The 23,040-nt window shown below is 67.0% G+C and carries 20 protein-coding genes; 15 read left to right on the top strand and 5 right to left on the bottom strand.

The features are described from left to right. Positions 1 to 126: 126 nt before the first annotated feature. The 14 genes from AC27VN_RS01815 to AC27VN_RS01750 all read left to right on the top strand — a co-directional run bounded on the left by AC27VN_RS01815 (position 127) and on the right by AC27VN_RS01750 (position 16,586). Positions 127 to 1,104 carry a Bug family tripartite tricarboxylate transporter substrate binding protein gene (locus tag AC27VN_RS01815; RefSeq protein ID WP_490875414.1) on the top strand — a complete coding sequence of 326 codons (978 nt, stop codon included), beginning with the start codon at positions 127 to 129 and terminating at the stop codon, positions 1,102 to 1,104. Between the two features lie 41 nt (positions 1,105 to 1,145). Continuing rightward, on the top strand, positions 1,146 to 2,324 hold the full coding sequence (locus tag AC27VN_RS01810) for an enolase C-terminal domain-like protein (RefSeq protein WP_490875413.1): 1,179 nt from the start codon (positions 1,146 to 1,148) through the stop codon (positions 2,322 to 2,324). A gap of 35 nt (positions 2,325 to 2,359) precedes the next feature. Continuing rightward, entirely contained in the window at positions 2,360 to 3,217 is an 858-nt protein-coding gene (locus AC27VN_RS01805) for a fumarylacetoacetate hydrolase family protein (protein WP_490875412.1), read from the top strand. Further along, positions 3,214 to 3,531, top strand: a complete 318-nt coding sequence (locus AC27VN_RS01800; RefSeq protein ID WP_490875411.1) for an NIPSNAP family protein — start codon at positions 3,214 to 3,216, stop codon at positions 3,529 to 3,531. The genes AC27VN_RS01805 and AC27VN_RS01800 overlap by 4 nt, the downstream gene beginning before the upstream one ends. A 70-nt stretch (positions 3,532 to 3,601) precedes the next feature. Continuing rightward, entirely contained in the window at positions 3,602 to 4,564 is a 963-nt protein-coding gene (locus AC27VN_RS01795) for a Bug family tripartite tricarboxylate transporter substrate binding protein (RefSeq protein WP_490875410.1), read from the top strand. A 21-nt stretch (positions 4,565 to 4,585) separates the two neighbouring features. Continuing rightward, positions 4,586 to 6,382 (top strand): CocE/NonD family hydrolase, encoded by a 1,797-nt coding sequence (locus AC27VN_RS01790; protein WP_490875409.1) that lies wholly within the window; start codon positions 4,586 to 4,588, stop codon positions 6,380 to 6,382. 31 nt (positions 6,383 to 6,413) lie between these two features. Beyond that, positions 6,414 to 7,232, top strand: coding sequence for a helix-turn-helix transcriptional regulator (locus AC27VN_RS01785; RefSeq protein ID WP_490875408.1), 819 nt, complete (start codon positions 6,414 to 6,416; stop codon positions 7,230 to 7,232). A gap of 83 nt (positions 7,233 to 7,315) precedes the next feature. Further along, complete coding sequence (locus AC27VN_RS01780; protein WP_490875407.1) at positions 7,316 to 8,485, top strand: acyl-CoA dehydrogenase family protein; 1,170 nt, start codon at positions 7,316 to 7,318, stop codon at positions 8,483 to 8,485. A gap of 11 nt (positions 8,486 to 8,496) precedes the next feature. Beyond that, on the top strand, positions 8,497 to 9,828 hold the full coding sequence (locus tag AC27VN_RS01775; RefSeq protein ID WP_490875406.1) for an MFS transporter: 1,332 nt from the start codon (positions 8,497 to 8,499) through the stop codon (positions 9,826 to 9,828). Positions 9,829 to 9,899: 71 nt separating this feature from the next. Further along, entirely contained in the window at positions 9,900 to 11,630 is a 1,731-nt protein-coding gene (locus tag AC27VN_RS01770) for an IlvD/Edd family dehydratase (protein ID WP_490875405.1), read from the top strand. 20 nt (positions 11,631 to 11,650) lie between these two features. After that, complete coding sequence (locus tag AC27VN_RS01765; RefSeq protein WP_490875404.1) at positions 11,651 to 15,154, top strand: indolepyruvate ferredoxin oxidoreductase family protein; 3,504 nt, start codon at positions 11,651 to 11,653, stop codon at positions 15,152 to 15,154. A gap of 24 nt (positions 15,155 to 15,178) precedes the next feature. Then, positions 15,179 to 15,634: a DUF5990 family protein gene (locus tag AC27VN_RS01760; protein ID WP_490875403.1), complete on the top strand. Its 456-nt coding sequence runs from the start codon at positions 15,179 to 15,181 to the stop codon at positions 15,632 to 15,634. Between the two features lie 4 nt (positions 15,635 to 15,638). Further along, the gene (locus AC27VN_RS01755) at positions 15,639 to 16,025 is read left to right on the top strand and encodes a hypothetical protein (RefSeq protein WP_490875402.1); all 387 of its coding nucleotides are present in this window, start codon (positions 15,639 to 15,641) and stop codon (positions 16,023 to 16,025) included. A gap of 171 nt (positions 16,026 to 16,196) precedes the next feature. After that, positions 16,197 to 16,586 carry a hypothetical protein gene (locus AC27VN_RS01750; RefSeq protein WP_490875401.1) on the top strand — a complete coding sequence of 130 codons (390 nt, stop codon included), beginning with the start codon at positions 16,197 to 16,199 and terminating at the stop codon, positions 16,584 to 16,586. 74 nt (positions 16,587 to 16,660) lie between these two features. On the opposite strand, the gene AC27VN_RS01745 is transcribed toward AC27VN_RS01750, so the two are convergent. From AC27VN_RS01745 to megL, 3 genes are all read right to left on the bottom strand, one after another. Then, positions 16,661 to 17,008, bottom strand: a complete 348-nt coding sequence (locus AC27VN_RS01745) for a hypothetical protein (RefSeq protein ID WP_490875400.1) — start codon at positions 17,006 to 17,008, stop codon at positions 16,661 to 16,663. 479 nt (positions 17,009 to 17,487) lie between these two features. Further along, complete coding sequence (locus tag AC27VN_RS01740) at positions 17,488 to 18,279, bottom strand: crotonase/enoyl-CoA hydratase family protein (protein ID WP_490875399.1); 792 nt, start codon at positions 18,277 to 18,279, stop codon at positions 17,488 to 17,490. 16 nt (positions 18,280 to 18,295) lie between these two features. Next, positions 18,296 to 19,492 (bottom strand): methionine gamma-lyase, encoded by a 1,197-nt coding sequence (megL, locus tag AC27VN_RS01735; RefSeq protein ID WP_490875398.1) that lies wholly within the window; start codon positions 19,490 to 19,492, stop codon positions 18,296 to 18,298. Positions 19,493 to 19,631: 139 nt separating this feature from the next. Here megL and AC27VN_RS01730 point away from each other — a divergent pair, with 139 nt between their 5' ends. After that, positions 19,632 to 20,087 (top strand): Lrp/AsnC family transcriptional regulator, encoded by a 456-nt coding sequence (locus tag AC27VN_RS01730; RefSeq protein ID WP_490875397.1) that lies wholly within the window; start codon positions 19,632 to 19,634, stop codon positions 20,085 to 20,087. A 42-nt stretch (positions 20,088 to 20,129) separates the two neighbouring features. Here the strand turns inward: AC27VN_RS01730 and AC27VN_RS01725 are convergent, their stop codons facing one another. Together AC27VN_RS01725 and AC27VN_RS01720 are read right to left on the bottom strand one after the other, a co-directional pair. After that, on the bottom strand, positions 20,130 to 20,960 hold the full coding sequence (locus AC27VN_RS01725; RefSeq protein WP_490875396.1) for a helix-turn-helix transcriptional regulator: 831 nt from the start codon (positions 20,958 to 20,960) through the stop codon (positions 20,130 to 20,132). A 75-nt stretch (positions 20,961 to 21,035) separates the two neighbouring features. Beyond that, positions 21,036 to 23,040 (bottom strand): PQQ-dependent dehydrogenase, methanol/ethanol family (locus AC27VN_RS01720; protein ID WP_490875395.1); only part of this gene is annotated, 2,005 nt, incomplete at its 5' end.

The following is a 23,040-nucleotide window of genomic DNA, read 5'->3' as shown; positions in this document are numbered from 1 at the left end:
AAATTTTAGATGGATGGCAGCTGAAATCTCTTCTTTTGCGTTGGTATCAACCCCTCCAGAATTGCGCCTGCCGGACGGGGCGCGATCGCAGGGCACGCCGGCCAGACAAGAAAGATGGAGACAAGGATGATCAAGACCGCGTTGCGTTGCGCAGCCATGGCGCTGTCCGCGCTGGCGCTGGGCGCCCCGGCCCACGCCGACTATCCCGAGAAGCCCGTGCGCATCGTCGTGCCGTTCGCGGCGGGCGCGGGCGCGGACATGGCCTCGCGCTTCATGGCGGGCAAGCTCGCGCAGCGCTGGGGCCAGGGCACCGTGGTCGACAACCAGGTCGGCGCCAACAGCATCATCGGCGCGCAGCAGGTCGCCCGCGCACCGGCCGACGGCTACACGCTGCTGGTGCCCAACGACACCACGCTGGCGGCCAATCCGGCGCTGTATGCCAGGCTGCCCTACGACCCCCTCAAGGATTTCGCGCCGATCGCGCTGATCGGCGAAACCCCCTTCGTGCTGGTCGCGTCGCCCAGCCTCAAGGTGCATTCGGTCAAGGAACTGGTGGATGCCGCCAAGGCCAGCCCCGGTGAAATCAACTTCAGCTCCAGCGGCGTCGCCAGCGCCCAGCATCTTCCGATGGAGATCCTGATGCGCAGCGCGGGCATCCGGATGCTGCACGTGCCCTACAAGGGCGCGGCGGAAGCTGCCACGGCGGTCGTGGGCGACCAGGTGCAGGTGATGTTCGCCGGCGTCTCGGCCGTGCTGCCGTTCCTGCAGTCGGGCCGGCTCGTGCCGCTGGCCGTCGGCACCTCGGAAAGGCTGGCCGTGCTGCCCAAGGTGCCGACCATGGCCGAGTCCGGCTTCCCGGGCTTTCGCTATGGCGCATGGCTGGGCTTCGTGGCACCGGCCGCCACGCCCGCGGCCATCGTGCAGAAGATCAACGCCGATGTCGGCGAGGTGCTGCGCCAGCCCGAGGCGCGCGAGCGGCTGCTGGCCATGGGCTTTCTGCCCGCGGCACCGGCGAAGCCGGAAGCCTTTCGCAAGCACATCGGCGAGGAACTGGTTCGCTACGCCCAGTTCATCCGCGCGGCCGGCATCGAGCCGTCGCGCTGAGACCGCCCACCCAAGAAGTTCAGGACACACAAGAAAGCATCATGCGGATCATTGACCTCCAGGAAGCGGCCTTTCCGGTGCAGAGCACCATGCGCAACGCCGTGTTCTCCTTCGCGGAGATGACGACCTCGATCGTCGCGGTACGGCTGGACCCGGGCCGCGGCAGGATGCCGGTCACCGGCTACGCGTTCAACTCCACCGGCCGCTACGCCTGCGGGCAGCCGATGCGCGAGCGCTTCTTCCCCCGGCTGCTGCGGGCCCGGCCCGAGTCGCTGCTCGACGGCGATGGCGTGCTCGATCCGGCCAAGGCCGTGACGGCGATGCTCGTCGGCGAGAAGCCGGGCGGCCATGCCGAACGCTCGATCGCCATCGGCACCATCGAGACCGCGCTGTGGGATGCCATCGGCAAGGCGCAGGACCTTCCGACCGCGGAAGTGCTGGCGCGGCGCTATCGCGGCGGGACCATGCAGCGCAAGGTGTCCGTGTACGTGGGCGGAGGCTGGTACCGGCCGGGCGGCGTGCCGCAGGACGTGGCCGACGAGATCCGCGGCCACCAGGCCGCCGGCTACACCCACGTGAAGATCAAGGTGGGCGGTGCATCGCTCGACGAGGACCTGCGCCGTATCGATTGCGCGCTGAGCGTGCTGCCCGACAGCAGCCACCTCGCGGTCGATGCCAACTGCAAGTTCCAGCGCGACGAGGCGCTCGTCTATGCGAAGGCGCTGGCGCCGTACGACCTGCGCTGGTTCGAGGAGCCCTGCGATCCCAACGACTATTCGCTGATGGCCGAGCTGGCCTCGGTGTACGCGCCACCGCTCGCGGTCGGCGAGAACCTCTATGGCAACCAGGAGGTGACCAACCTCGTGCGCCTCGGTGGCTGGCGCAGCGAGAAGGACCTGATCCAGGTCGACCCGCCGCAGTCCTACGGCCTGCATGCCTTCGCCAGCATGGCGCTGGCGCTCGAGGCGCAGGGGTGGGGCGCAGGCAGCCATTTCCCGCACGGCGGCAACCAGATGTCGCTGGCGCTGGTGGCGGGCCTGGGCCTCGGCGGTTGCGAGGCCTATCCCGGCGTGTTCGGCTCCTTCGGTGGCTTTGCCGACGACACGCGGGTTGAGGACGGCTTCGTGCATCCGCCGCAGCGGCCCGGCATCGGCTTCGAGGGCCACGGCGCGCTGCACGCGCTGATGAGCTCGGTCGGCGCCGGGCTGAAAACCTCCTGATCGATCTCCTTCCTCTCGCAAGCTCTCGCAAGCCCATGAACTTCGTCACCTTCCATACCGACTCCGATCCGACGCCCCGCCTGGGCGCGGTCGTCGATGGCGCCATCGTCACCCTGCCCGGTGACATGGTGGCCCTTTGCAGCCGTGGTGCGGCCGGCTTCGCCGCCGCCGCGAAGCAGGCCGCCGCCGTGCCCGCCGCGGCCCGCATCCCGCTCGATGCCGCGAGGCTGCTGCCCGTGGTGCCACGGCCCGGCAAGATCATCTGCCTGGGGCTCAACTACGCGGACCACGCGGCCGAAGGCGGCAACCAGCGGCCTGACTACCCCAGCTTCTTTCTGCGCGGCGCGTCCTCGCTCGTGGCGCACGGCGCGGCGATCCAGCGGCCGCGCGTTTCGAGCCAGCTCGACTTCGAGGCCGAGCTGGCCGTGGTGATCGGCAGGACCTCGCGCCACCTGAGCGAGGCCGATGCGCTCGAGGCCGTGGCCGGCTATGCCTGTTTCAACGACGCCACGCTGCGCGACTACCAGCGCAGGACGGCGCAATGGACCATCGGCAAGAACTTCGATGCCACCGGCGCCCTGGGGCCCTGGCTGGTGCCCGCGTCCGAGCTGCCGCCCGGTGCCGCGGGGCTGAAGATCGAGTCGCGCCTCAACGGCACGGTCATGCAGAGCAGCAACACCGCACAGATGCTGTTTCCCGTGGCGGAAACGCTGTGCCTGCTCACCGAGGCGCTCACGCTCGAACCCGGCGACGTGATCGTGATGGGCACGCCCGCGGGCGTCGGCTATGCGCGCAAGCCACCCGTGTGGATGAAGGCCGGCGACACCATCGAGATCGAGATCGAAGGCATCGGGGTCCTGTCGAATCCCGTGGAGAACGAGGCGCAGCCATGATCTTCGAACTCAGAACCTACACCGCCGAACCCGGGCGCGCCGCCGACTTCCTGCAGCTCTACGAGCGCATGGCGCTGCCGCTGCAGAACAAGTACCTGGGAGGCCTCGTCGGCTTCTACGTCAGCGAGATCGGCCCGCTGAACCAGATCGTGCATCTGTGGCGATTCGACAGCCTGGCCGACCGCGAGCAACGGCGCTCGGCCATGGAGGCCGATCCGGCCTGGCAGGAATACAGGGCCCGCTCGAAGGAGCTGGGCGCCTTGCGGCAGCAGGAGTCGCAGATCCTCAAACCGACGTCGTTCTCGCCCCGCTAACGGCGTATCTGGCGCACCTGGCGCCGATGCACGAAGTGGCACCTCGAAAAACAAATACGGAGACAAGGCAATGAGCAACATCAATCGCAGGACACTCATCAGCGCGGCACTCGGCAGCGCATTGCCGGCGATGGCCCAGCCGGCCAAGTCGGATGTGCTGCGGATCGTCGTGCCCTTTCCCGCGGGATCGGGCATGGATGTCACCGGAAGGCTGCTGGCGCACACCCTCGAGACCACGAGCGGGCGCAACGTCATCATCGACAACAAGCCCGGCGCGGGCGCGGTGATCGGATCGCTGGACGTGTCGCGCTCCAAGCCGGACGGCAACACGGTGCTGCTGAACTCCGCGGGCCACACGACCAACGCGGTGCTCTACAAGAGCCTGCCCTTCGACTCGAAGTCCGACTTCACGCCCATTACGCGGCTGGCGACCTATTACGGATGGGCCCTGCTGGTTGGAGCGAACTCCCGCTTCAAGACCCTGCAGCAGTTCATCGATGCCGCGAAGGCTTCGCCGGGCAAGCTCACCATCGCGAACTCGGGCCTGGGCAATCCCACCCACATCATGGCCTCGCTGTTCTGCAGGAACGCCGGGGTAGACCTGGTCCATGTCCCGTACAAGGGCGCGCCGAGCAACGACCTGGTGTCGGGCGTCGTCGATTGCACCTTCCTCGCGCCGGTTTCCGCGCAGGGCTGGATCCAGGGCAAGCAGATGCGGGCGCTCGGCCTCTCGGGCAACGTGCGCTCGCCGATCGTTCCCGACGCACCCACCTTCGCCGAACTCGGGCTCGACGTGCCCGACATCCCCGCCTGGTCGGGCATCTGGGGGCCGAAGAACATGAGCGAGGCCGCAGCCAATTCGCTCCACGCCATGTTCGCGAAGCTCGGCCAGGACCCCAAGTACCGGCAGTACATCCAGGACGGCGGCGGCGTGCTCGAGGCCATGGCGCCGCGCGATTTCAAGGCCTATGTCGATTCGGAGATCGATCGCTTCGCCAGGATCCTGCCGCCCTTGGGAATCCAGATCAGTTGAGTTTCAGAAGGAAAGATCACCATGAACCAAACGAACCCGAACCAGGGCCGCGCCGACGGCGCGCTCTCCAACGACATGCCCGAGGCCGTCCATGCCGACGGCATGCGCATCCTCTGGGATGTGCCGATTCCGATGGGCGACGGCGTCGTGCTGCGCGCCGATGTCTTCCTCCCGCAGGAACCCGGCCGCCATGCGGCACTGATCTCCTACGGCGCCTATGGCAAGGGCGTGCCCATGCAGGTGGGCTACAAGAGCGCGTACGACCGCATGGTGCGCGACTTCCCCGACATCGCCGAAGGCTCGTCGAACAAGTACATGAACTGGGAAGTCATCGATCCCGAGAAGTGGGTGCCCGACGGCTTCGTCTGCATCCGCGTCGACAGCCGAGGAGCGGGCCGCTCGCCGGGCGTGCTCGATCCGACCTCGGAGCAGGAGACGAAAGACATCTACGAATGCATCGAATGGGCGGCGGCACAGCCGTGGAGCAACGGCAAGATCGGGATGAACGGCATCTCCTACTACGCGAGCAACCAGTGGTACGTGGCCGCGCTGCGGCCTCCGCACCTCGCCGCCATCTGCGTATGGGAGGGCTTCGTCGACCGCTATCGCGATGCGGCCCGACACGGCGGCATCTACTCGCAGTTCGGCGAAGGCTGGTATGAGCGCCAGGTGCTGCGCATTCAGCACGGCTACGGAGAGCGTGGCGCGCGCAATCCGAACAACGGCGAGCTGGTCTGCGGCCCGCAAACGCTGTCGGACGAGGAACTGGCGGCCAACCGTGCGCCGAAGATGTCCAACGAGTCGCTGAACCGCCCGCTCGACGACGCGTTCTATTCGTCGCGCAAGCCCGACGTGAGCCGCATCGAGGTGCCCCTGCTGTCGGCCGCGAACTGGGGTGGCATGGGCGTGCATCCGCGCGGCAATTTCGAGGGCTATCTGGACGCGGGCTCGAGCCAGAAATGGCTGGAGGTGCATGGCAACAGCCACTTCAGCCCCTTCTACCGCGCCGAGGGCGTTGAATTGCAGAAGCGCTTTCTCGCCCACTTCCTGCAAGGCAAGGACACGGGCTGGGACCGCCAGCCGCCGGTGCAGCTGCAGATCCGCCGGCCGGGCGAGCACTTCACGATCCGCGACGAGCAGGAATGGCCGCTGGCCCGCACGCAGTGGACGAAGTACTACCTCGAGCCCGCCACCCGCACCCTGGGCACCACGCCGGCCACCGGCGCCAGCATCGCCTACCAGGCGATGAGCGAAGGGCTCGTGTTCAAGCTTCCGCCGGCCAGGGAAGAGATCGAGATCACTGGCCCGATCGCGGCGCGGCTCGTGGTGTCTTCCAGGACGGCGGATGCCGATCTCTTCCTGGCGTTGCGGCTCTACGCACCCGACGGCAAGGAGGTGCTGTTCGTCGGCTCCAACGATCCGCGCGTGCCGATCGCACTGGGATGGCTGCGCGCCTCGCACCGCAAGCTGGACACGGCGAAGTCGCTGCCCTACCGCCCATACCACACGCACGACGAGCTGCAGCCGCTCGTGCCGGACGAGCCGGTCGTGCTCGACATCGAGATCCTGCCGACCTCCATCGTGATTCCGCCCGGCTACACGCTGGCCCTCAACATCCGGGGCTGCGACTACGACCACGGGCTCGGCGACGCCGGCTTCTCGGACCAGCCCTATCCGATGACGGGCGTCGGCCCGTTCCGTCACGCGAATCCGCAGGACCGGCCGCCCGAGGTCTTCGGCGGCGAGAACACGCTGCACTTCGACAAGGGCAACGAGCCCTTCATCCTGCTGCCCATCATTCCCGCCAAGGGTGCTTGAGCCAGCGGGATCGCAGCAGCGGGGGCACGGGATGAGCGATTCCATCGACACGGGCGACCACGCCTTCGTTCCAGGGCGCTGCACCAGCGCCGACCGCGTCATGTGGATCACGAAGGACCGCCTCTTCTATGCCGGCCTTCTCGGTGCCCGAAGCCTGCACACGCAAGGGGCCCTCGTCGCGTACGTCGCGATCGACGGCCGACTGCGCGTGCGGCTCGAAAGGGGCGAATGGCAATCGACCGAGGTCGCGATCGTCCAGCCCTACGTTCCCTACGAGATCGCCTGCGAGGGCCGCAACGTGTTGATCGTGCTGATCGAGCCCGAGACGGTCGACGCGAGCCGGCTGCCGCCGCTCTTGCGCCTGTGCGGCGCGGTGCATGCACCCGACTTCGCGACGCATGTGCGCGAGGTCCATCGCCGGCTTGCTTCGCAAGGCGGCGCGCTCGACCTGCACCCGTGCGATTTCGACCAGAGCTTTTTCGGCGCGGCGTTGCCCGCGCGCGCGCTCGACCAGCGCATCGCGAGCGTGCTGGAGCGCATCAAGGCCGATCCGACCGGTGCCGTCGCCTCCGATGAATGCGCTTCGCGCGTGAACCTGTCGATCTCGCGCTTCCGCCATCTGTTCAAGGAAGAGGTGGGCATTCCATTTCGCAACGTGCGTGCCTGGAAGCGGGCCCGCAGCCTGCTGCATCACGTGCACACGGACGCCAGCCTGGTCGACGTCGCGCTCGACATCGGCTATCCCGATTCGACGCATTTCAGCCACTCGATCCGCCAGGTCTACGGGCTCAAGCCCAGGGACATCATCGCGGGCTCGCGCAAGCTGCGCATCATCGCGCAGGCGCTCTAGCCATCGGCCCTCGACCCGACGTCGAACACGCCAGCCGCTGCGCGCAAGACGGCCATCTCGCACCGCAAGAAGATGGGGACACGATGATCGAAACACGTCCACTCCCTCACTACTTCAGCGCCGAGCATGAAGTCTTCCGATCGACGCTGCGCGAATTCGTCGACCGCGAGATCGTCCCTTTCGCGAACGACTGGGACGAGGCCGAGACCTTTCCTCGCGAGCTCTATCGCCAGTTCGGTGCATTGGGTGCCCTCGGCATCGGCTACGACGAAGCGCTCGGCGGCACGGCGGCCGACATCTTCCATTACCTCGTCGCGATCGAGGAGGTGGCGCGCGCGGGTTGTGGCGGCGTGCAGGCCTCGCTGCTGTCGCACACCATCGGCCTGCCACCCGTGGCCGCGCATGGCAGCGAAGCGCTCAAGCGGCGCGTGGTGCCGCCCGTGCTCGTCGGCGAGAAGATCGCCGCGCTGGCGGTCACCGAGCCCGGCGGCGGGTCCGACGTCGCGTCGCTCAAATGCGCCGCGCGGCGAGATGGCGACCACTATGTGCTGAACGGCGAGAAGACCTTCATCACCTCCGGCATGCGCGCCGATTTCATCACCGTGGCCGTGCGTACCGATGCGGGCTCGAAGGGCGCCGCGGGCGTGTCGGCCCTGCTGGTGGATGCGGATTCGCCAGGGCTCACCCGCACGCCGCTCAAGAAGATGGGCTGGTGGTGCTCCGACACCGCGCATCTGCATTTCGACGACGTGCGCGTGCCGGTCGGCCATCTGCTGGGCACCGAGCACCAGGGCTTCAAGGTCTTCATGACCAACTTCAACAGCGAGCGGCTGTCGATGTCGGCCGCCGCGTGCGCCTTCGCCCAGGCCTGTCTCGACGAGGCCCTGGCCTGGGCGCGCGACCGGGTGACCTTCGGGCAGCCGCTGTCGCAGCGGCAGGTCATTCGCCACAAGCTGGTGGACATGGCGTTGAAGATCGACGCCGCCCGCGCGCTGGTCTACGAGCTGGCGTGGCGGCTCGAGCACCGGCATGGCGATCCCGAGCAGCTCGTGGCGCGAACCTGCATGGCGAAGATCCTCTCCACGCAGGCCATGCAGTTCTGCGCCGACCAGGCGGTACAGATCCTCGGCGGCATGGGCTACATGCGCGGCACCCGCTCCGAGCGCATCTATCGCGAAGCCAAGGTGATGATGATCGGCGGCGGCTCCGAGGAAATCCTCAAGGACCTGGCGGCCCGGCAGCTGGGCATCTGAAGCGCCGCGCCATGAATGACAAGACCGACCTCGGCGGCCTGCTGGACGCATCGCCCGTGCGGCGCGGCCACGTTCTCACCGTGGCGACGCTGTTCCTCGTGTTGCTGATCGATGGCTACGACCTGGCCGTGACCGGCCAGATGCTCCCCGCCATCGCATCCGCGCTCGGCGTGCCGACCGCCAGCCTGACCGGCGCCTTCGCGCTGCAGCCCATGGGGCAGGCGATCGGTGGCCTGCTGCTGTCGCCGCTGGCCGATCACTTCGGCCGCAAGCGCATGCTGATCGCGCTGCTGGCGCTGTTCTCGGTCGCCACGCTGCAGAGCGTGTTCGCCACTTCGGTCTTCGGCTTTGGCGCGACCCGCTTCATCGCCGGCATGCTGGGCGGCGGCCTGCTGCCCGCGGCCGCCAGCCTGGTGGCCGACATCTCGTCCGTCAAGCGCCGCTCGACCATGGTGGGCATCGTCTATGCCGGCGTGGCCATCGGCGCCGTGGGCGCCAGCGGGCTCGTGGCCCTCGCGCTCGACCGCATCGGCTGGCAGGGCATGTACCTGATCGGCGCGTTGGCGCCGCTGCTGATGATCCTGCCGATCGTGCTGTGGATGCCGGAGTCGCCGCTGCATCTGGCGCGCACCGGCGCGCCACCGAGCGACATTCTCAAGGCGCTGCGCAAGCTGGGCATCCTGGTGGATGCCGGCACCAGGCTTCGCGGGCCGGCACGGCGAACCGGCGCGCGCATCTCGATCATCGAAATCTTCGGCGACCGTCGCGCACTCTTCACCGCGGCGCTCTGGTTCTCCTGCATCTGCGGCCAGATCGCCGTGAACCTGTTCGGCATCGGCGCGGTCTTCTTCCATGAATTCGGGCGCGTGCCGGTCGCCAGCTTCGCGGTCTACGCGTCGATGGCCGGGCTGGCGTCCATCGTCGCAGGCCTGTCGACAGGCTTCGTGATCGACCGCTTCGGACGCTATCCCGTGACCGCCGTGTATGCGCTGCTGGGCGCTCTGTCGCTGGCCGGGCTCGGCCTGTTTCCGTTCGGCACCGCGGGCTTCATCGCCGTGATCGTCAGCGCCGGCTTCTTCGTCGTCGGCACCTACCAGTCGCTCAACATCATCACGCCCATCGTCTATCCGGCCGCGCTGCGCAGTGCCGCGGTCGGCTGGAAGGGAGCGGTCTCGCGCTTCGGCAGCAGCGCCGCGCCGCTGATCGCGGCAGCGCTGCTGGCGCAACAGATGGGCGTGAAGCTCGCCATGTGTGCCGCCGCGGCACCGTTGCTAATCGTGGTCCTGCTGGCACCGGTGCTGGCCGTGCTGGAGCGGCGCATGCGCTCGCACGGCCTGGCATGACCGGCGCAAACCACCGGCCGGCGCCGCGCGAGCTGATCCCTCTCATGTGATAGCGATAGGAAAACAAGCGTATGTCCGATGAAGAAAAGCGCAGGCTGCGGTCGCAAGCCTGGTTCGAAGGCCGGGGCGCCAGGAACTTCGCGAACCGGGGCTGGGTTCGCAGCCGCGGCGTGCCGATGGATCACTTCGACGGGCGGCCCGTGATCGGCATCTGCAACACCTGGTCCGATCTCACGCCATGCAATTCGCACTTCCGCGAGCTGGCGCAGCATGTGCGCGAAGGCATCCTCGAAGCGGGCGGTGTGCCGATGGAGTTTCCGGTCATCTCGCCCGGCGAGATGCTGACGCGCCCCACGGCCATGCTGCTGCGCAACCTGTGCAGCATGGACGTGGAAGAGACGCTGCGCGCCAACCCCCTCGACGGCGTGGTGCTGCTGATGGGCTGCGACAAGACGACGCCCGCGCTGCTGATGGGCGCCGCCAGCGTCAACCTGCCGACCATCGGCGTGTCCGGCGGGCCCATGCTCAACGGCAGCTTCCGCGGCAAGTCCTTCGGCGTCAAGGATGCGTGGAACCTGGCGGCGGACCTGCGCGCCGGCCGCGCCGTCAACGAGGACTTCGAGGAGGCCGAGGGCTGCCTCACCCGATCGGTGGGCGTGTGCAACGTGATGGGAACGGCGTCGACGATGGCTTCGATGGTCGAGGCGCTCGGCGTGGGGCTGCCCGACAACGCATCGATTCCCGCCGTGGATGCCAGGCGCCGCGTGCTGGCGCGCATGGCGGGCCGCCGCATCGTCGACATGGTGCGCGAGGACCTCAGGCTCGACAAGGTGCTGACCCGCGAAGCGTTCGAGAACGCCATCGCGGTCAACGCGGCCATCGGTGGATCGACCAACGCGGTCATCCATCTCACGGCGGTGGCGCGGCGCATGGAAGTCCCGCTCGACATCGAGGACTGGCACCGGGTCGGGCGCGATGTGCCCACGCTGCTCAACCTCCAGCCCTCGGGCCGCTACCTGATGCAGGACTTCCATGAGGCCGGCGGGCTGCCCGTGATCCTGCGCGACATGTGCGAGTCGGGCCTGTTGCACGGCGATGCGCTGACCGTCACCGGAAGGACGCTGGCCGAGAACAACGCCGGCGCCGTCTGCTGGAACCCGGACGTGATCCACAGCGTGGCCAAGCCCTTCATGGCGACCTCTGGCGTCGCCATCCTGCGCGGCAACCTGTGCCCGAACGGTGCCGTCATCAAGCCTTCGGCCGCCGAGCCGCGCCTGCTCAAGCACAGGGGCCGCGCGGTGGTGTTCGAGAACCAGGACGATTTGAGCCGGCGTGTCGACGATCCCGATCTCGACATCGATGCGGACTCGGTCATGGTCCTGCGGAACTGCGGCCCCAAGGGCTTTCCGGGCATGCCGGAGCTGGGGATGCTGCCCATTCCCGCCAAGCTGCTGAAGCAGGGCGTGACGGACATGGTCCGCATCTCGGACGCCCGCATGAGCGGTACCTCGTTCGGTGCCGTGGTGCTGCACGCGTCGCCCGAGGCGGCCGTGGGCGGCGCCCTTGCCGTCGTGCGCGACGGCGACCTGATCGAGCTCGACGTCGAGGCCCGGCGGCTCGAGCTGCTCGTGTCCGAGCAGGAGTTGCAGCAGCGGCTGGCCGCGTGGACACCGCCTGCCGCCGTGGCCACCCGAGGCTACGTCAGGCTGTACGTCGACACCGTCAACCAGGCCCATGACGGCTGCGACCTGCAATTCCTGGTAGGCCGCAGCGGCAGCGACGTGCCGGCCGCCCAGCACTGAAACCCCACAGGAGACGGATCTTGAACATTGCATTGGTACGTGACGTCGCGGCGCTCGAAGACCGCTATGGCGTCGATGACGGATGGGTCTACATGACCGGCATCCAGGCGCTGGTGCGCCTGCCGCTGCAGCAGCGCGCGCGCGATGCCGCGGCCGGATGGAACACGGGGGGCTACATCTCGGGCTACCGCGGTTCGCCGCTGGGCCGCTACGACATGGAGCTGTGGGCCGCCGAGAAGCAACTGAAGGCCGCCAACGTGGTGTTCCGTTCGGGCCTCAACGAGGACCTGGCCGCCACCGCCATCTGGGGCTCGCAGTACGTGGGGACTTTTCCGGGCGCACGCGTGGATGGCGTGTTCGGCATCTGGTACGGCAAGGGCCCGGGCGTGGACCGTTCGGGCGACGTGCTTCGGCACGCCAACCAGGCCGGTACCTCGCCCAAGGGCGGCGTGCTGTGCCTGGCGGGCGATGACCACGGCGCGAAGAGTTCCTCGGTCGCCAACTTCTCCGACCCGATCCTCATGGCGGTCGGCATGCCGGTGCTCTATCCCTCCAACACGCAGGAGCTGCTGGACTACGGCCTGCACGGTATCGCCATGAGCCGCTTCTCGGGTTGCTGGGTGGGCATGAAGGTCGTGACCGACGTCGTCGAGGGCGGAGGCTCGGTCTACGTGGGGACGGATGCGCCCCTCATCACCGTGCCCGAGGCACCGAGCCGGCCGGTGGACCCGTTCGGCGCGGGATACAACATCCGCGGCTTCGACATGCCGCTGCCGCAGGAGGACCGGCTCTACAACCACAAGCATGCCGCGGTGCTCGCCTATGCCCGGGCGAACCGGCTCAATCGCATCGTCGCGGAACCCGCCGGAGCGGGTGTCGGCGTCATCGCGGCGGGCAAGGCCTGGCAGGACGTATTGCAGGCCCTGGGGCGCGAGAGTGAAGCAACCGTGGGTGGGTTCGCCGACTTGAAGCTGCTGAAGATCGGACTGGTCTGGCCGCTCGATCCGGAGATCGTGCGCGAGTTCGCGCAAGGGTTGCACACCATCGTCGTGGTCGAGGAGAAGCGGCCCATCCTCGAAGACCAGGTGCGCACCATCCTCTATGGCCGCGCGAATGCACCGCGCCTGGTGGGCAAGCTGTTCGAAGGCGGGCTCTTCGAGTCGGGTCCCGCCGACGTCGCCTTTCCGAATGCCAGCGAGATCTCGCCGATACGGGTGACGGAAGTGCTGGCGCGCGTGCTGGGCCGTGAGGTGCCCGTGCCCGCGCAGTGCGCGAGCGCATCCGCGAAGGTGCCGGGGCCGAACCGCGTGCCCGGCTTCTGCTCGGGCTGCCCGCACAACCGTTCGACCAAGGTGCCCGAAGGCAGCCGCGCGCTGGCCGGCATCGGCTGCCACAGCATGGCGCTGCTGGTGAACCCGCAGCAGACCACCACCTGGTCGCACATGGGTGCCGAAGGCGTGATGTGGCTCGGCCAGCAACCCTTCACCGCCGAGCGCCATGTGTTCGCCAACATCGGCGACGGCACGCTGGCGCACTCGGGCTACCTGGCGATTCGGCAGGCCGTCGCGGCGCAGGTGCCCATCACCTACAAGGTCCTGTACAACGGCTTCGTGTCCATGACCGGAGGGCAGGCGGTCGAGGGCAATCTCAGCCCGCCGCAGATCCTCGCGGGCTTCGCGGCGGAGGGCATTCTCAAGATGGCGGTCGTCACGGATGAGCCGCAGCGCTATGCCGCGGTGAAGTTGCCAGAGGGCGTGGCCGTGCATGACCGCACGGCCCTCGACGCCGTGCAGCGCGAGTTCCGCGAATACCCCGGTGTCTCGGTGATCCTGTACGACCAGGCGTGCGCGGCGGAAAGGCGCCGGCTGCGCAAGCGCGGCAAGCTGCCCGATCCCGATCGGCGCCTGTTCATCAACCCCGCCGTGTGCGAGGGCTGCGGCGATTGCGGCGTGGCTTCGAATTGCATGTCGATCGAGCCGCTCGAGACCGAGCTCGGCCGCAAGCGCCGCATCAACCAGGGAAGCTGCAACAAGGACTATTCGTGCGTGGAGGGCTTCTGTCCCAGCTTCGTCAGCGTCGAGGGCGGAAAGCCGCGCCGCGCCGCGGCGCGCGTCGAGGCACAGGCGGCATCGCCGCGCCCGTACACGCAGGCGCTGCCCGAGCCCGACATCGCGCCGCTGCAACGCGCCTGCAGCGTGTTGATCTCCGGCATCGGCGGCACGGGCGTCGTGACCATCGGCCAGACCCTGGCCGTGGCCGCCCATCTGGAGGGCCGCTACAGCTCCAACCTCGATGTCACCGGGTTCTCGCAGAAGTACGGCGCCGTGACCTCGCACGTGCGGTTCGCGCCCGACCCGGGGATGCTGCATGCCACGCGCATCGCCGAGGGCGAGGCCGATGCTTTGATCGGCTGTGACCTCGTCGTCGCGGCATCGGACGAGTCGCTGACGCGGCTGCCCGCCGGTCGCGGGCGTGCGGTGGTGAGCACAGGCCTCGTGCCGACCAGCGACTTCGCGCGCAATCCCGACTGGCAGCTCGATCCGAAGATGCTGATCGAGCGCATAGAGGTTGCGGCGGGCACGGCCGATCTCGTGCTGATCGATGGCGAGCGCATGGCCACCGCGCTGGTCGGCGATCCGATCGGCATCAACATGTTCATGCTGGGCCTGGCCTGGCAACGTGGTTTCATCCCCTTGGGAAGGGCCGCGATCGAGCGGGCCATCGAGCTCAACGGCGTGGCCGTGGCCATGAACAAGGAGGCGTTTCTCTGGGGGCGGCGCGTTGCCCATGACCAGCCGGCGGTCGAGCGCCACCTGAAGGCCGAGCAACCGGCGCAGGTCATCACCTTCATGCCGCGGCAAGCCCGCGGGCTCGACCAGACCGTCGCGCACCGCATCGAGCACCTGCGTGCCCACAGCGGCGAATTGCATGTGCAGCGCTACAAGGAGCTGGTGGAGAAGGCGCGTCAGCTGGAAGCCGGACTTCAGTCGGGCGACGCCCTGGCCAGGGCCGTGGCACACAACTACCACCGGCTGCTGGCGAGCAAGGACGAGTGGGAGGTTGCCCGGCTGTTCACGCATCCCGACTTTCGCTCGGCGCTGGCGCAGGAATTCGAAGGCCCCGTCAGGCTGCGCTTTCACCTCGGGGTCTGGCCGTTCGCGCGCAAGGATCCCCACAGCGGCAAGCCCGTGAAGGGCGAAGTCGGCCCATGGGTGCTTCTGGCGATGAAGTGCATGGCGCGGCTGCGCGGCCTGAGAGGGACCTGGCTCGACCCGTTCCGCAACGCGGCGGAGCGCACGTTGGACCGTCAGCTACTGGCGCAGTACGAGGACGACATGCGTGCGGCCCTGTCCGACTTGCGTGCCGAGACCCTGCCCATCGTGACCAAGCTGGCTTCGCTGCCTCAAAGCATCCGAGGTTACGGCCACGTGCGTGAGGCGCAGGCCAGGAAGGCGGCCTTGGTGCGGCAAGAGCTGCTGCGGGAACTAGAGCTGGCACGTGAGCCACTGGCGCGTGCTGCATGACGACCGAGCTCTAAACTGCGGCCCATGCAGGCCGACCACTCAGCAAACCTTCAAATCATCCTCACCGTGCTGTCGCCGCCGCCAGGCGTCGACTTCGCCGTGCAGCGCGGCCGCGATGAGCTGGTGAAGCCATTCCTCGCGACGGCAGACGCGGTGTCGTTCGCCATCACGCTGACACTTGGACCTTCGCTGCCCGATGGGTTCCCGAACTTCCGGGGCCCTTTCGCGCAAGGCACGCCCGCGGATCGATTCGTGTACGTGAACTCCGGTTTCTACGCAGGCCAGATGGGCACGCCGTGGGAACGAAGGGCGAAGATCAAGCTGGTCGACATTCCGATCGCGCTGGTGGAACGCGCAGTGGGAAACCCGAATGCCGCGATCGAGGCGCGCATCGCAGGAACGATGAAGGATGGGGGGCCGGTGTGTGCGAGTGTTCGGGCGCCGCAGATTTCTTGGCGGATGGTGATGCGGTCGAATTGAGCCGATGGGTTCAGGCCACAGCCAAGTCATCCAGACGACGACGCCAACTAGAGTGCACCTCAGGGATTTTGTTCACCGGTTCCATCCACCTCTTCCGCTGGGGTTGTCGATCATTGGTCGGGTCTTCGCGAACCTCATCTATGTGTGCTTCTTTGCAGTTTCCACTTCTCCTTGGCGTTCGCTGCACGATCCGAAACGAATGGGTGCCTTCGCGATATCGATGTTGTTCATGCTTGAGAAATCCCGTACAGATTTGGGGACTTGGCTCGGCTTCCTTCGACTGCACTTGAGTGCCAGGCCAGGTCTGGAAGGCAAGATGCTTCTTGATCTTGTGGTCCTGTCGGCGGTAGTCAACGCTGTCGCGCTGATGAAGCTAGGCATCATCCACTAGCAACGCAAGGCAGCTAGAACTCGTCATTCACATCAGAGCACCCATGCAAGTTCACCGCGTTGTTTTCTACCGTGCCAAGCGCATCACGGGTTCAACGGCCGTGTTCGTTTCGATTGGCTTCGAAAAGATCCCGGCATCCGGTCCGACAGTCACTCCATTTCCGGAACCAAGATGACACAACGAGTTCCGCGCCAGCTGAACGTGCAGCAGCAGAATACTCGCACTGAAGACGGACTGCGAACCGAGGCCCTCTACTGGCGTGCACACGAGCCGCCGCCTCAATTGGCCAAAGTCTGTGAATTTCACGGAATTCAGTGGAGCCGCTCCATCATTTTGAGCCTTGATGTTGACTACCCGGGCATGCCGACATACTTCGGTTTGCTTCTCTCCCAGGATGAGCGATTTATCGAGTTTGCCGTCGACTTGGATGCCGACCCGACTCAACCTGATAGATGGCACGACGTGTCGAATCAACAGAACCTTGACAAACACAACCGCGGCACGGGCGTCGGATACGGCGCTCTGGCCCTCAAGATTCTCCGTGAGTTCAATACGAAGTAGCGTTCCTGAAGGAGGTTTTCTACGCGGGCACTACTCAGTCGCTGCCAACGACGCAATCCGCCGCCGTCAGCGGCCTATTTGCTGGACTCCAGCAGCTTCAATGTCTCAGGCGGAAGTACGCCGTCGGGAAGAAGCTTGCTTTTAAGTGCTGACGGGCGAAAACCGGTATTGTCGTAGCTTCCCACCAAGAGCCATGTTTGCCGCAGCTTCACGTGGAAGTTGCCAATGCCGCTACAACTGATACCACTTGGTTCGCCGACGCCAATCGTCGTGACAATCGTCGGTTGATTCCCTCCGCGCCATGAACGCAGCACCTCAAACTCGACTTTCTGCTCAGAGAGCATCTGCGGGCGAGGTGGCAGATTCTGAACTGCAACAACTCTGGCAAGGATGACCACTTGCAAAGAATCTCGTTGCTTCATGAACGCTTCCAGGTCATACGCGGACGGCGCGAGGCTGCATGCCGCTGCACAAACAGGTAGTGCGGCGAACAATGCGCCGCCAGCGGAGCTGAGCCGGTTACTGAATCCCATAGTTCCTTCCGTCGACTGTCTTGCGTTGAAAAAAGAGGGCCGTATCTCGGCGTCTATTGGAGACCTGCAGGTTCAAGCGGAATAATAGAATCCAATTCATCTGATCAGAAATGGAATTTTCGGCATCCATCGATCACGGACCCCAATGGATGACACACGATGGATCTGCAGCGGCGCCACGCATGCTTGATTCGATCGGGTGCCGTGAGCGTCGACCCTGAGCGTCAGCCCACGCAGGCCGATCGCGCTGATGGAAAGCGCAGTGGGCATCCGAACGCCGCGAACGAGGCTCGCATCGAAGGAGCGATGAAAGATAGGGGCCGGTGTGCGCCACTGTTCGGCCGCCGGCACATGAAGCGACCCGCGAATCAGGGCCGTTGAACTGTCTTTCTCTTCAGGAATTGCTCCAGCCGCTCGTGCACTTCGCCCGTCGCCTGAACATGGGCGGCGACCAGCGCCTCGGTGTACAGGCCATCGGAATGCGACATGCCGGCGATGCGCGGCAGAGCCATGACGATGGCTCTGTTGGTGGCATGCGCGTTGCGCGAGATCTTTCGTGCCAGCTCTCGGGCACGTACGAGCGCCGTGCCTTCCTTCGCAACCTCGTGAACCAGGCCGATGCGAAGCGCCTGCTGCGCATCGATGACTCGGCCGGTCAGCATCATTTCGGTCATCCGGTCCGTGCCGACGATGCGTGCGACACGCACGGTCGCGCCGCCACCCGTGAAGATGCCTCGCTCGCCTTCGGGAAGCGCGAAGAACGCGGTTTCGTCGGCAATGCGCACATGCGCCGATGCCGCAAGCTCGAGACCGCCGCCGAGCACCGCGCCCTGCAACGCGGCGACGACCGGCACGCCCCCTTGCTGCAGCGCGTCGAACGCCGAGTGCCAGAGCCGGCACAAGCGGAAGAAATCGTCCGGACCGCGTTGGAGCGCCACGTGCTCCGCCAGGTCCAGTCCGGCACAGAAGTGAGGTCCTTCGGCGCTGAGCAGGAACACTGCCGTTCCTTCGGGCGGCGTCAATGCGAGTTGCAGCAGCGCTTGCACGGTCGCGCTGTCCAGCGCGTTGCGTTGCCGCGGCCGGTCGAGCACCACCGTCGTCACGGCGTCGTCGTGGTGCCAGCGCAGGGGGCCGGCCTGATCGTTGGCTGAAGAGGACATGGCGCTTGCTCCCGTGTCAGCGCATCGCCGCTTCAAGAGCCTGCCGCAGGTCGGCCATCAGGTCGGCTTCGTCCTCCAGGCCCACGGAAAGACGCACGAGCCCGTCGCCGATGAGATGCCGCCGACGCTCTTCCTCGGTGTAGGGCGAATGGGTCATGCTGGCGGGATGCTGGGCCAGGCTCTCCGCGTCGCCGAGGCTCACCGCTCGCGTCACGAGCTGGAGCGCGTCGATGAAGCGCTTTCCGGCCTCCACGCCGCCGTGCAGGTCGAACGCGATCATGCCGCCCGGTTGTGTCATCTGGCGTCGGGCCAGTGCATGCTGGGGATGGGACGCAAGACCGGGGTAGTGGGCGACCGCCACCTGCGGACATGCCTCGAGAAACTCGGCGATCCGCTGCGCGCTGCGGCAGTGGCGATCCATGCGCACGGGCAAGGTCTTCAGGCCGCGCAACACCAGGAACGCGTCCATTGGCGACATGCAGGCACCCGTGAGTTCCTTGATGCCGACGAAGCGCATCCGCGCCATCAGTTCGCTGCCGCCGACGAGCGCCCCGGCGATCACATCGCCGTGCCCGTTGATGTACTTGGTGAGCGAATGCACGACGACGTCGGCGCCGAGGGCCAGCGGCCGTTGCAGGTAAGGCGTGCAGTAGGTGCTGTCGACCGCGACTAGCGCGCTGCTGTGGGCATGCACGACGGCGCTGACGGCTTCGATGTCCACCAGCCGCATGTTCGGATTGGCGGGCGTCTCGAACAGCACGAGCCTGGTCCGTGCATTCAGATGCTCGCGCAGTTCGTCGGGCCGGGTGAAGTCCACCGCGCGGGTCACGATGCCGAACTCGGGCAGCAGGTGGTTGGCCAAGGCATGCGTGCAGCCGTAGAGCGTGAGGTCGACCAGCAGTTCGTCGCCCGGCCGCAGCAAGGTCCAGATCAAGGTGCAGATGGCGCCCATTCCGGAACCGAAGGCGAGGGCCGCTTCGCCGCCTTCGAGCGCGGCGAGCCGCTCCTCGAGCACCTGGACGGTCGGATTGGTGACGCGCGAATAGATCATCCCGGCCTCCTCGCCGGCGAAGCGGGCCGATCCCTGGGCGGCGTTCTCGAACGCATAGGTGGACGACCAGTAGATCGGCGGATTGAGCGCGCCCTGATGGGTCATCGGGGCGTATCCGGCGTGGATAGCTTGCGTGGAGAAGGAGCGGGAGGCGGTGTCCATGGGCGAGAACTCGTTGAAGAGGGATGAATTCGATGCCTGGAAGTCTGGCTTCTTCGTCGGGTAATGTGCTTCTAAAAATTACCCAAATCCTCTGCTTCTGGGTAAGAATCTTTCGATTCTTTATCGACCCCCGTGTGAAATGGACAAACGCGACACCCTGATCCTGCGTGCCTTGCAGGACGATGGCCGGATCACCAATGCGGCGCTTGCCAAGCAGCTGCACATCGCGGAGGCGCCGACCTGGCGACGCGTCAAGGCGTTGGAGGAAACGGGTTGCATCAGCGGCTACAGCGCCGTGCTGAATCAGCAGGCCCTGGGCTACGCGGTCACCGCATTCGTGCAGATCCGCTTTTCGAGCCATGACCCGAAGCTTCAGCTCGCGTTCGAGGAGCAGGTGCTGTTGATGCCGGAGGTCGTCTGGTGCCACAACGTGTCGGGCAGCACCGATTTCCTGCTCTGCGTGGTCGCCCGCAGCCTTCAGGACTATGGCGAGTTCGTGAGCACCCGGTTGCGCTTGCTTCCGGGCGTCACTTCCATCGAATCGTCGTTCTCTCTCAAGGCCGTGAAGGCCGGATACAAGCTGCCCGTCGAGTGAGTGTCCGGGGGAGGCCGGGAGGGTATCGCGCGTGAGGGCCGCTCAGTGAGACCGCGTCCCCGACATCAAATTCACCAACCGCGCCGTAGAACTCACCCCCAGCTTGCTCCGCGCACTGCGCAACTGGTGATCCACGGTCGAGAACGACCGATTGAGCCTTCGCGCAATCTCCTTGTAGCTCAGCCCATCGACCGCTAGCCGAGCCACCGTGCGTTCAGCCGGCGTCAGGCTCTCAAGCAGATCGATCGCATCCCCGCCATGCACCGGCCGGCCCACGTCCCGCTGCGCACCGCTGGCCATGCGCTGCGCCGCGCTCATCACCGGCCCCAGCACCACCGCCGCGATCTCCTCGAAGCGCGCCCAGCGTTCGTCGCGCGCCGGTTCGCAGGCATCCATCCAGTCGACGCACATCAGCCCCAGCGGCCGCGTGCGGTCCATGATCGGCGCGGCCATCTTCACGCGCGTGCCCATGCGCAGCAGTTCGGCGCGCGTGCTCTGGCCGAGCCGGCGCTCCTGTTCGACGTCGCGCAGCACCACGACGCCGTGCGCATGCCAGACGGTCTGCACGCCGCAGTCGGCGGCGTCGATGGCGAGGCCGATCACCGAGGGCACGTCGCGGTCGCGGCGCAGGGCTTCGGCCTGGGGGCGGTAGCAGGCTTCTTCGGGGCGGCCGAAGCCACAGTCGACGCGGTCGGCGTCGAAGGCCTCGCGCAGCCAGCCGGCGGCGAAGCGCCAGCAGTCGTCGGGTTCGTCGAGATGCAGCAGCAGGTGCGCGGCCAGGTCGCGCGCGGGCCGCCAGCGCAGGGCGCCGTGGCCATCCAGCAGGCTTCGGCGCAACTGGCGTTGCGCGGCCATCAGCTCTTCGTCGTTCATGCGCCCATCTCCGACTGCACATCCAGGTCGGCCGGATGATAGCCAGTCCGGGCAGGGCGTCGGCATGGGGTTTGCCTACTTGGCGGCCGGCCGGGCGGCCGCGATCTCCGCGCTGAGGTCGTGCGTGCGCTTGATGACGTACTGGTGCAGCAGCTGCATGTCCTCGGGCTTGAGCACGCCCGCGAAGCCCGGCATGCCGCGGTTGATGCGTGCGCCGCTCACGGTGGCCGCGAACAGCTCGTGCTGCTCGGGCTTCATGTAGCGCAGGTCGGGCACGACGCCGCCGCTGACGGCATTGAGGCCGTGGCAGGAGCCGCACAGGCCGTTGAACATGACGCGCGCCTGCTTGATCTGCTCGGCTGAGGCGGTGAGCGGCGGCACGTCGGCGGCGCGCGGCAGCGCGGGCGCGAGTTTGGCGGGCGGCAGCTTCTGGCTGGCGCCGAGCTTGAAGGTGACGACGCGTGCCTCGGGCCGCACGCGGGCGCTCAGCGAGATCGGGCCGGTGATGTGCGGGAAGGCGCCGCCCCAGCCGACCATGAAGCTCACGTACTGCTCGCCGTCGACCTCGTAGCTGATCGGGCCGGCCATGGCGCCGCTGTTGACGGGGCTCTGCCAGAGCTGCTTGCCGTTGTCGGCCGCGTAGGCCACGGCGCGGCCGTCGGCCGTGCCCTGGAACACGAGGTTGCCCGCGGTGCTCAGGGTGCCGCCGTTCCAGGCGCTGGCGTAGTCGTGCGACCACGCGGCCTTCTGGCGCACCGGGTCCCAGGCCAGCAGGCGGCCCTTCCAGGCGCCGCGGATCTGGGCCTCGATCTTGGGGTCCTCGGGCAGCTCGGGCACCTCCAGGCCGAGGTTGACCACCGACTTGGTCGGCAGGAACAGCGGTTCCTTCTGCGCCTCGAGCTCGGCCATGGTCTCCTGCGCGGGCAGGTAGACCAGCCCGGTCTTCGGGTTGAAGGACATCGGGTGCCAGTTGTGGCCGCCGAGGAAGGCCGGGATCACCAGCTTCTTCTGCTCGCCGGGCCCGTAGTTGCCGGCGCCGGTCTCCACGGGTCGGCCGGTCTTCAGGTCGATGTGCGAGGCCCAGTTGACCGGCACGTAGTTCTTGGCGGAGATCAGCTTGCCGTCGGTGCGGTCGAGCACGTAGAAGAAGCCGTTCTTCGGCGCCTGCATCAGCACCTTGCGCAGCTTGCCGTCGATGCGCAGGTCGGCCAGCACGATGTGCTGGGTGGCGGTGTAGTCCCAGCGATCGGCGGGCGTGGTCTGGTAGTGCCAGACGTAGTCGCCGGTGTCGGGGTCGAGCGCGACGATCGAGGACAGGAACAGGTTGTCGCCCTTGCCCTCGCTGCGGAACTGGTAGTTCCACGGCGAGCCGTTGCCGGTGCCGATGTACAGCAGGTTGAGCTCGGGGTCGTAGGCCATCGAGTCCCAGGCCGTGCCGCCGCCGCCCCACTTGACCCAGCCGTTGCCCGACCAGGTCTTCATCGCCATGGCCATGGCCTTGTTCTCGGGCGGCTGGGCCGGGTCGCCGGGCACGGTGAAGAAGCGCCAGGCCTGCTGGCCGGTGTCGGCGTCGTAGGCCGTGACGTAGCCGCGCACGCCGAACTCGGCGCCGCCGTTGCCGATCAGCACCTTGCCCTTCACGATGCGCGGCGCGCCGGTGATGGTGTAGCTCTTGGTCTTGTCGAGCACGGTGTCGACCGACCAGACCTGCTCGCCGGTGCGCGCGTCGAGCGCGATCAGCCGGCCGTCGAAGGCGCCGACGTAGACCCGGCCCTTCCACACGGCCACGCCGCGGTTGACCACGTCGCAGCAGCCCTGGCTCAGCGACTCGGCGTTGACCTTGGGGTCGTGGCGCCACAAGAGCTTGCCGGTGCGCGCGTCGAGCGCGTAGACGATGCTCTCGGCGCCGGTGGTGTACATCACGCCGTCGACCACGATCGGCGTGGCCTCCACGCCGCGGTCGACGTCGAGCTTGTAGGTCCAGGCCATGCCGAGCTTGCCGACGTTGCGGTCGTTGATCTTCGCGAGCGGGCTGAAGCGCTGCTCGTCGTAGGTGCGGCCGTGGCTCATCCAGTTGCCC

This window comes from Variovorax sp. 20P10.2.4 (assembly GCF_058244205.1).
Note: the sequence above shows the minus strand (reverse complement) of the source record. Positions and strands in the feature narration are given on the sequence as shown.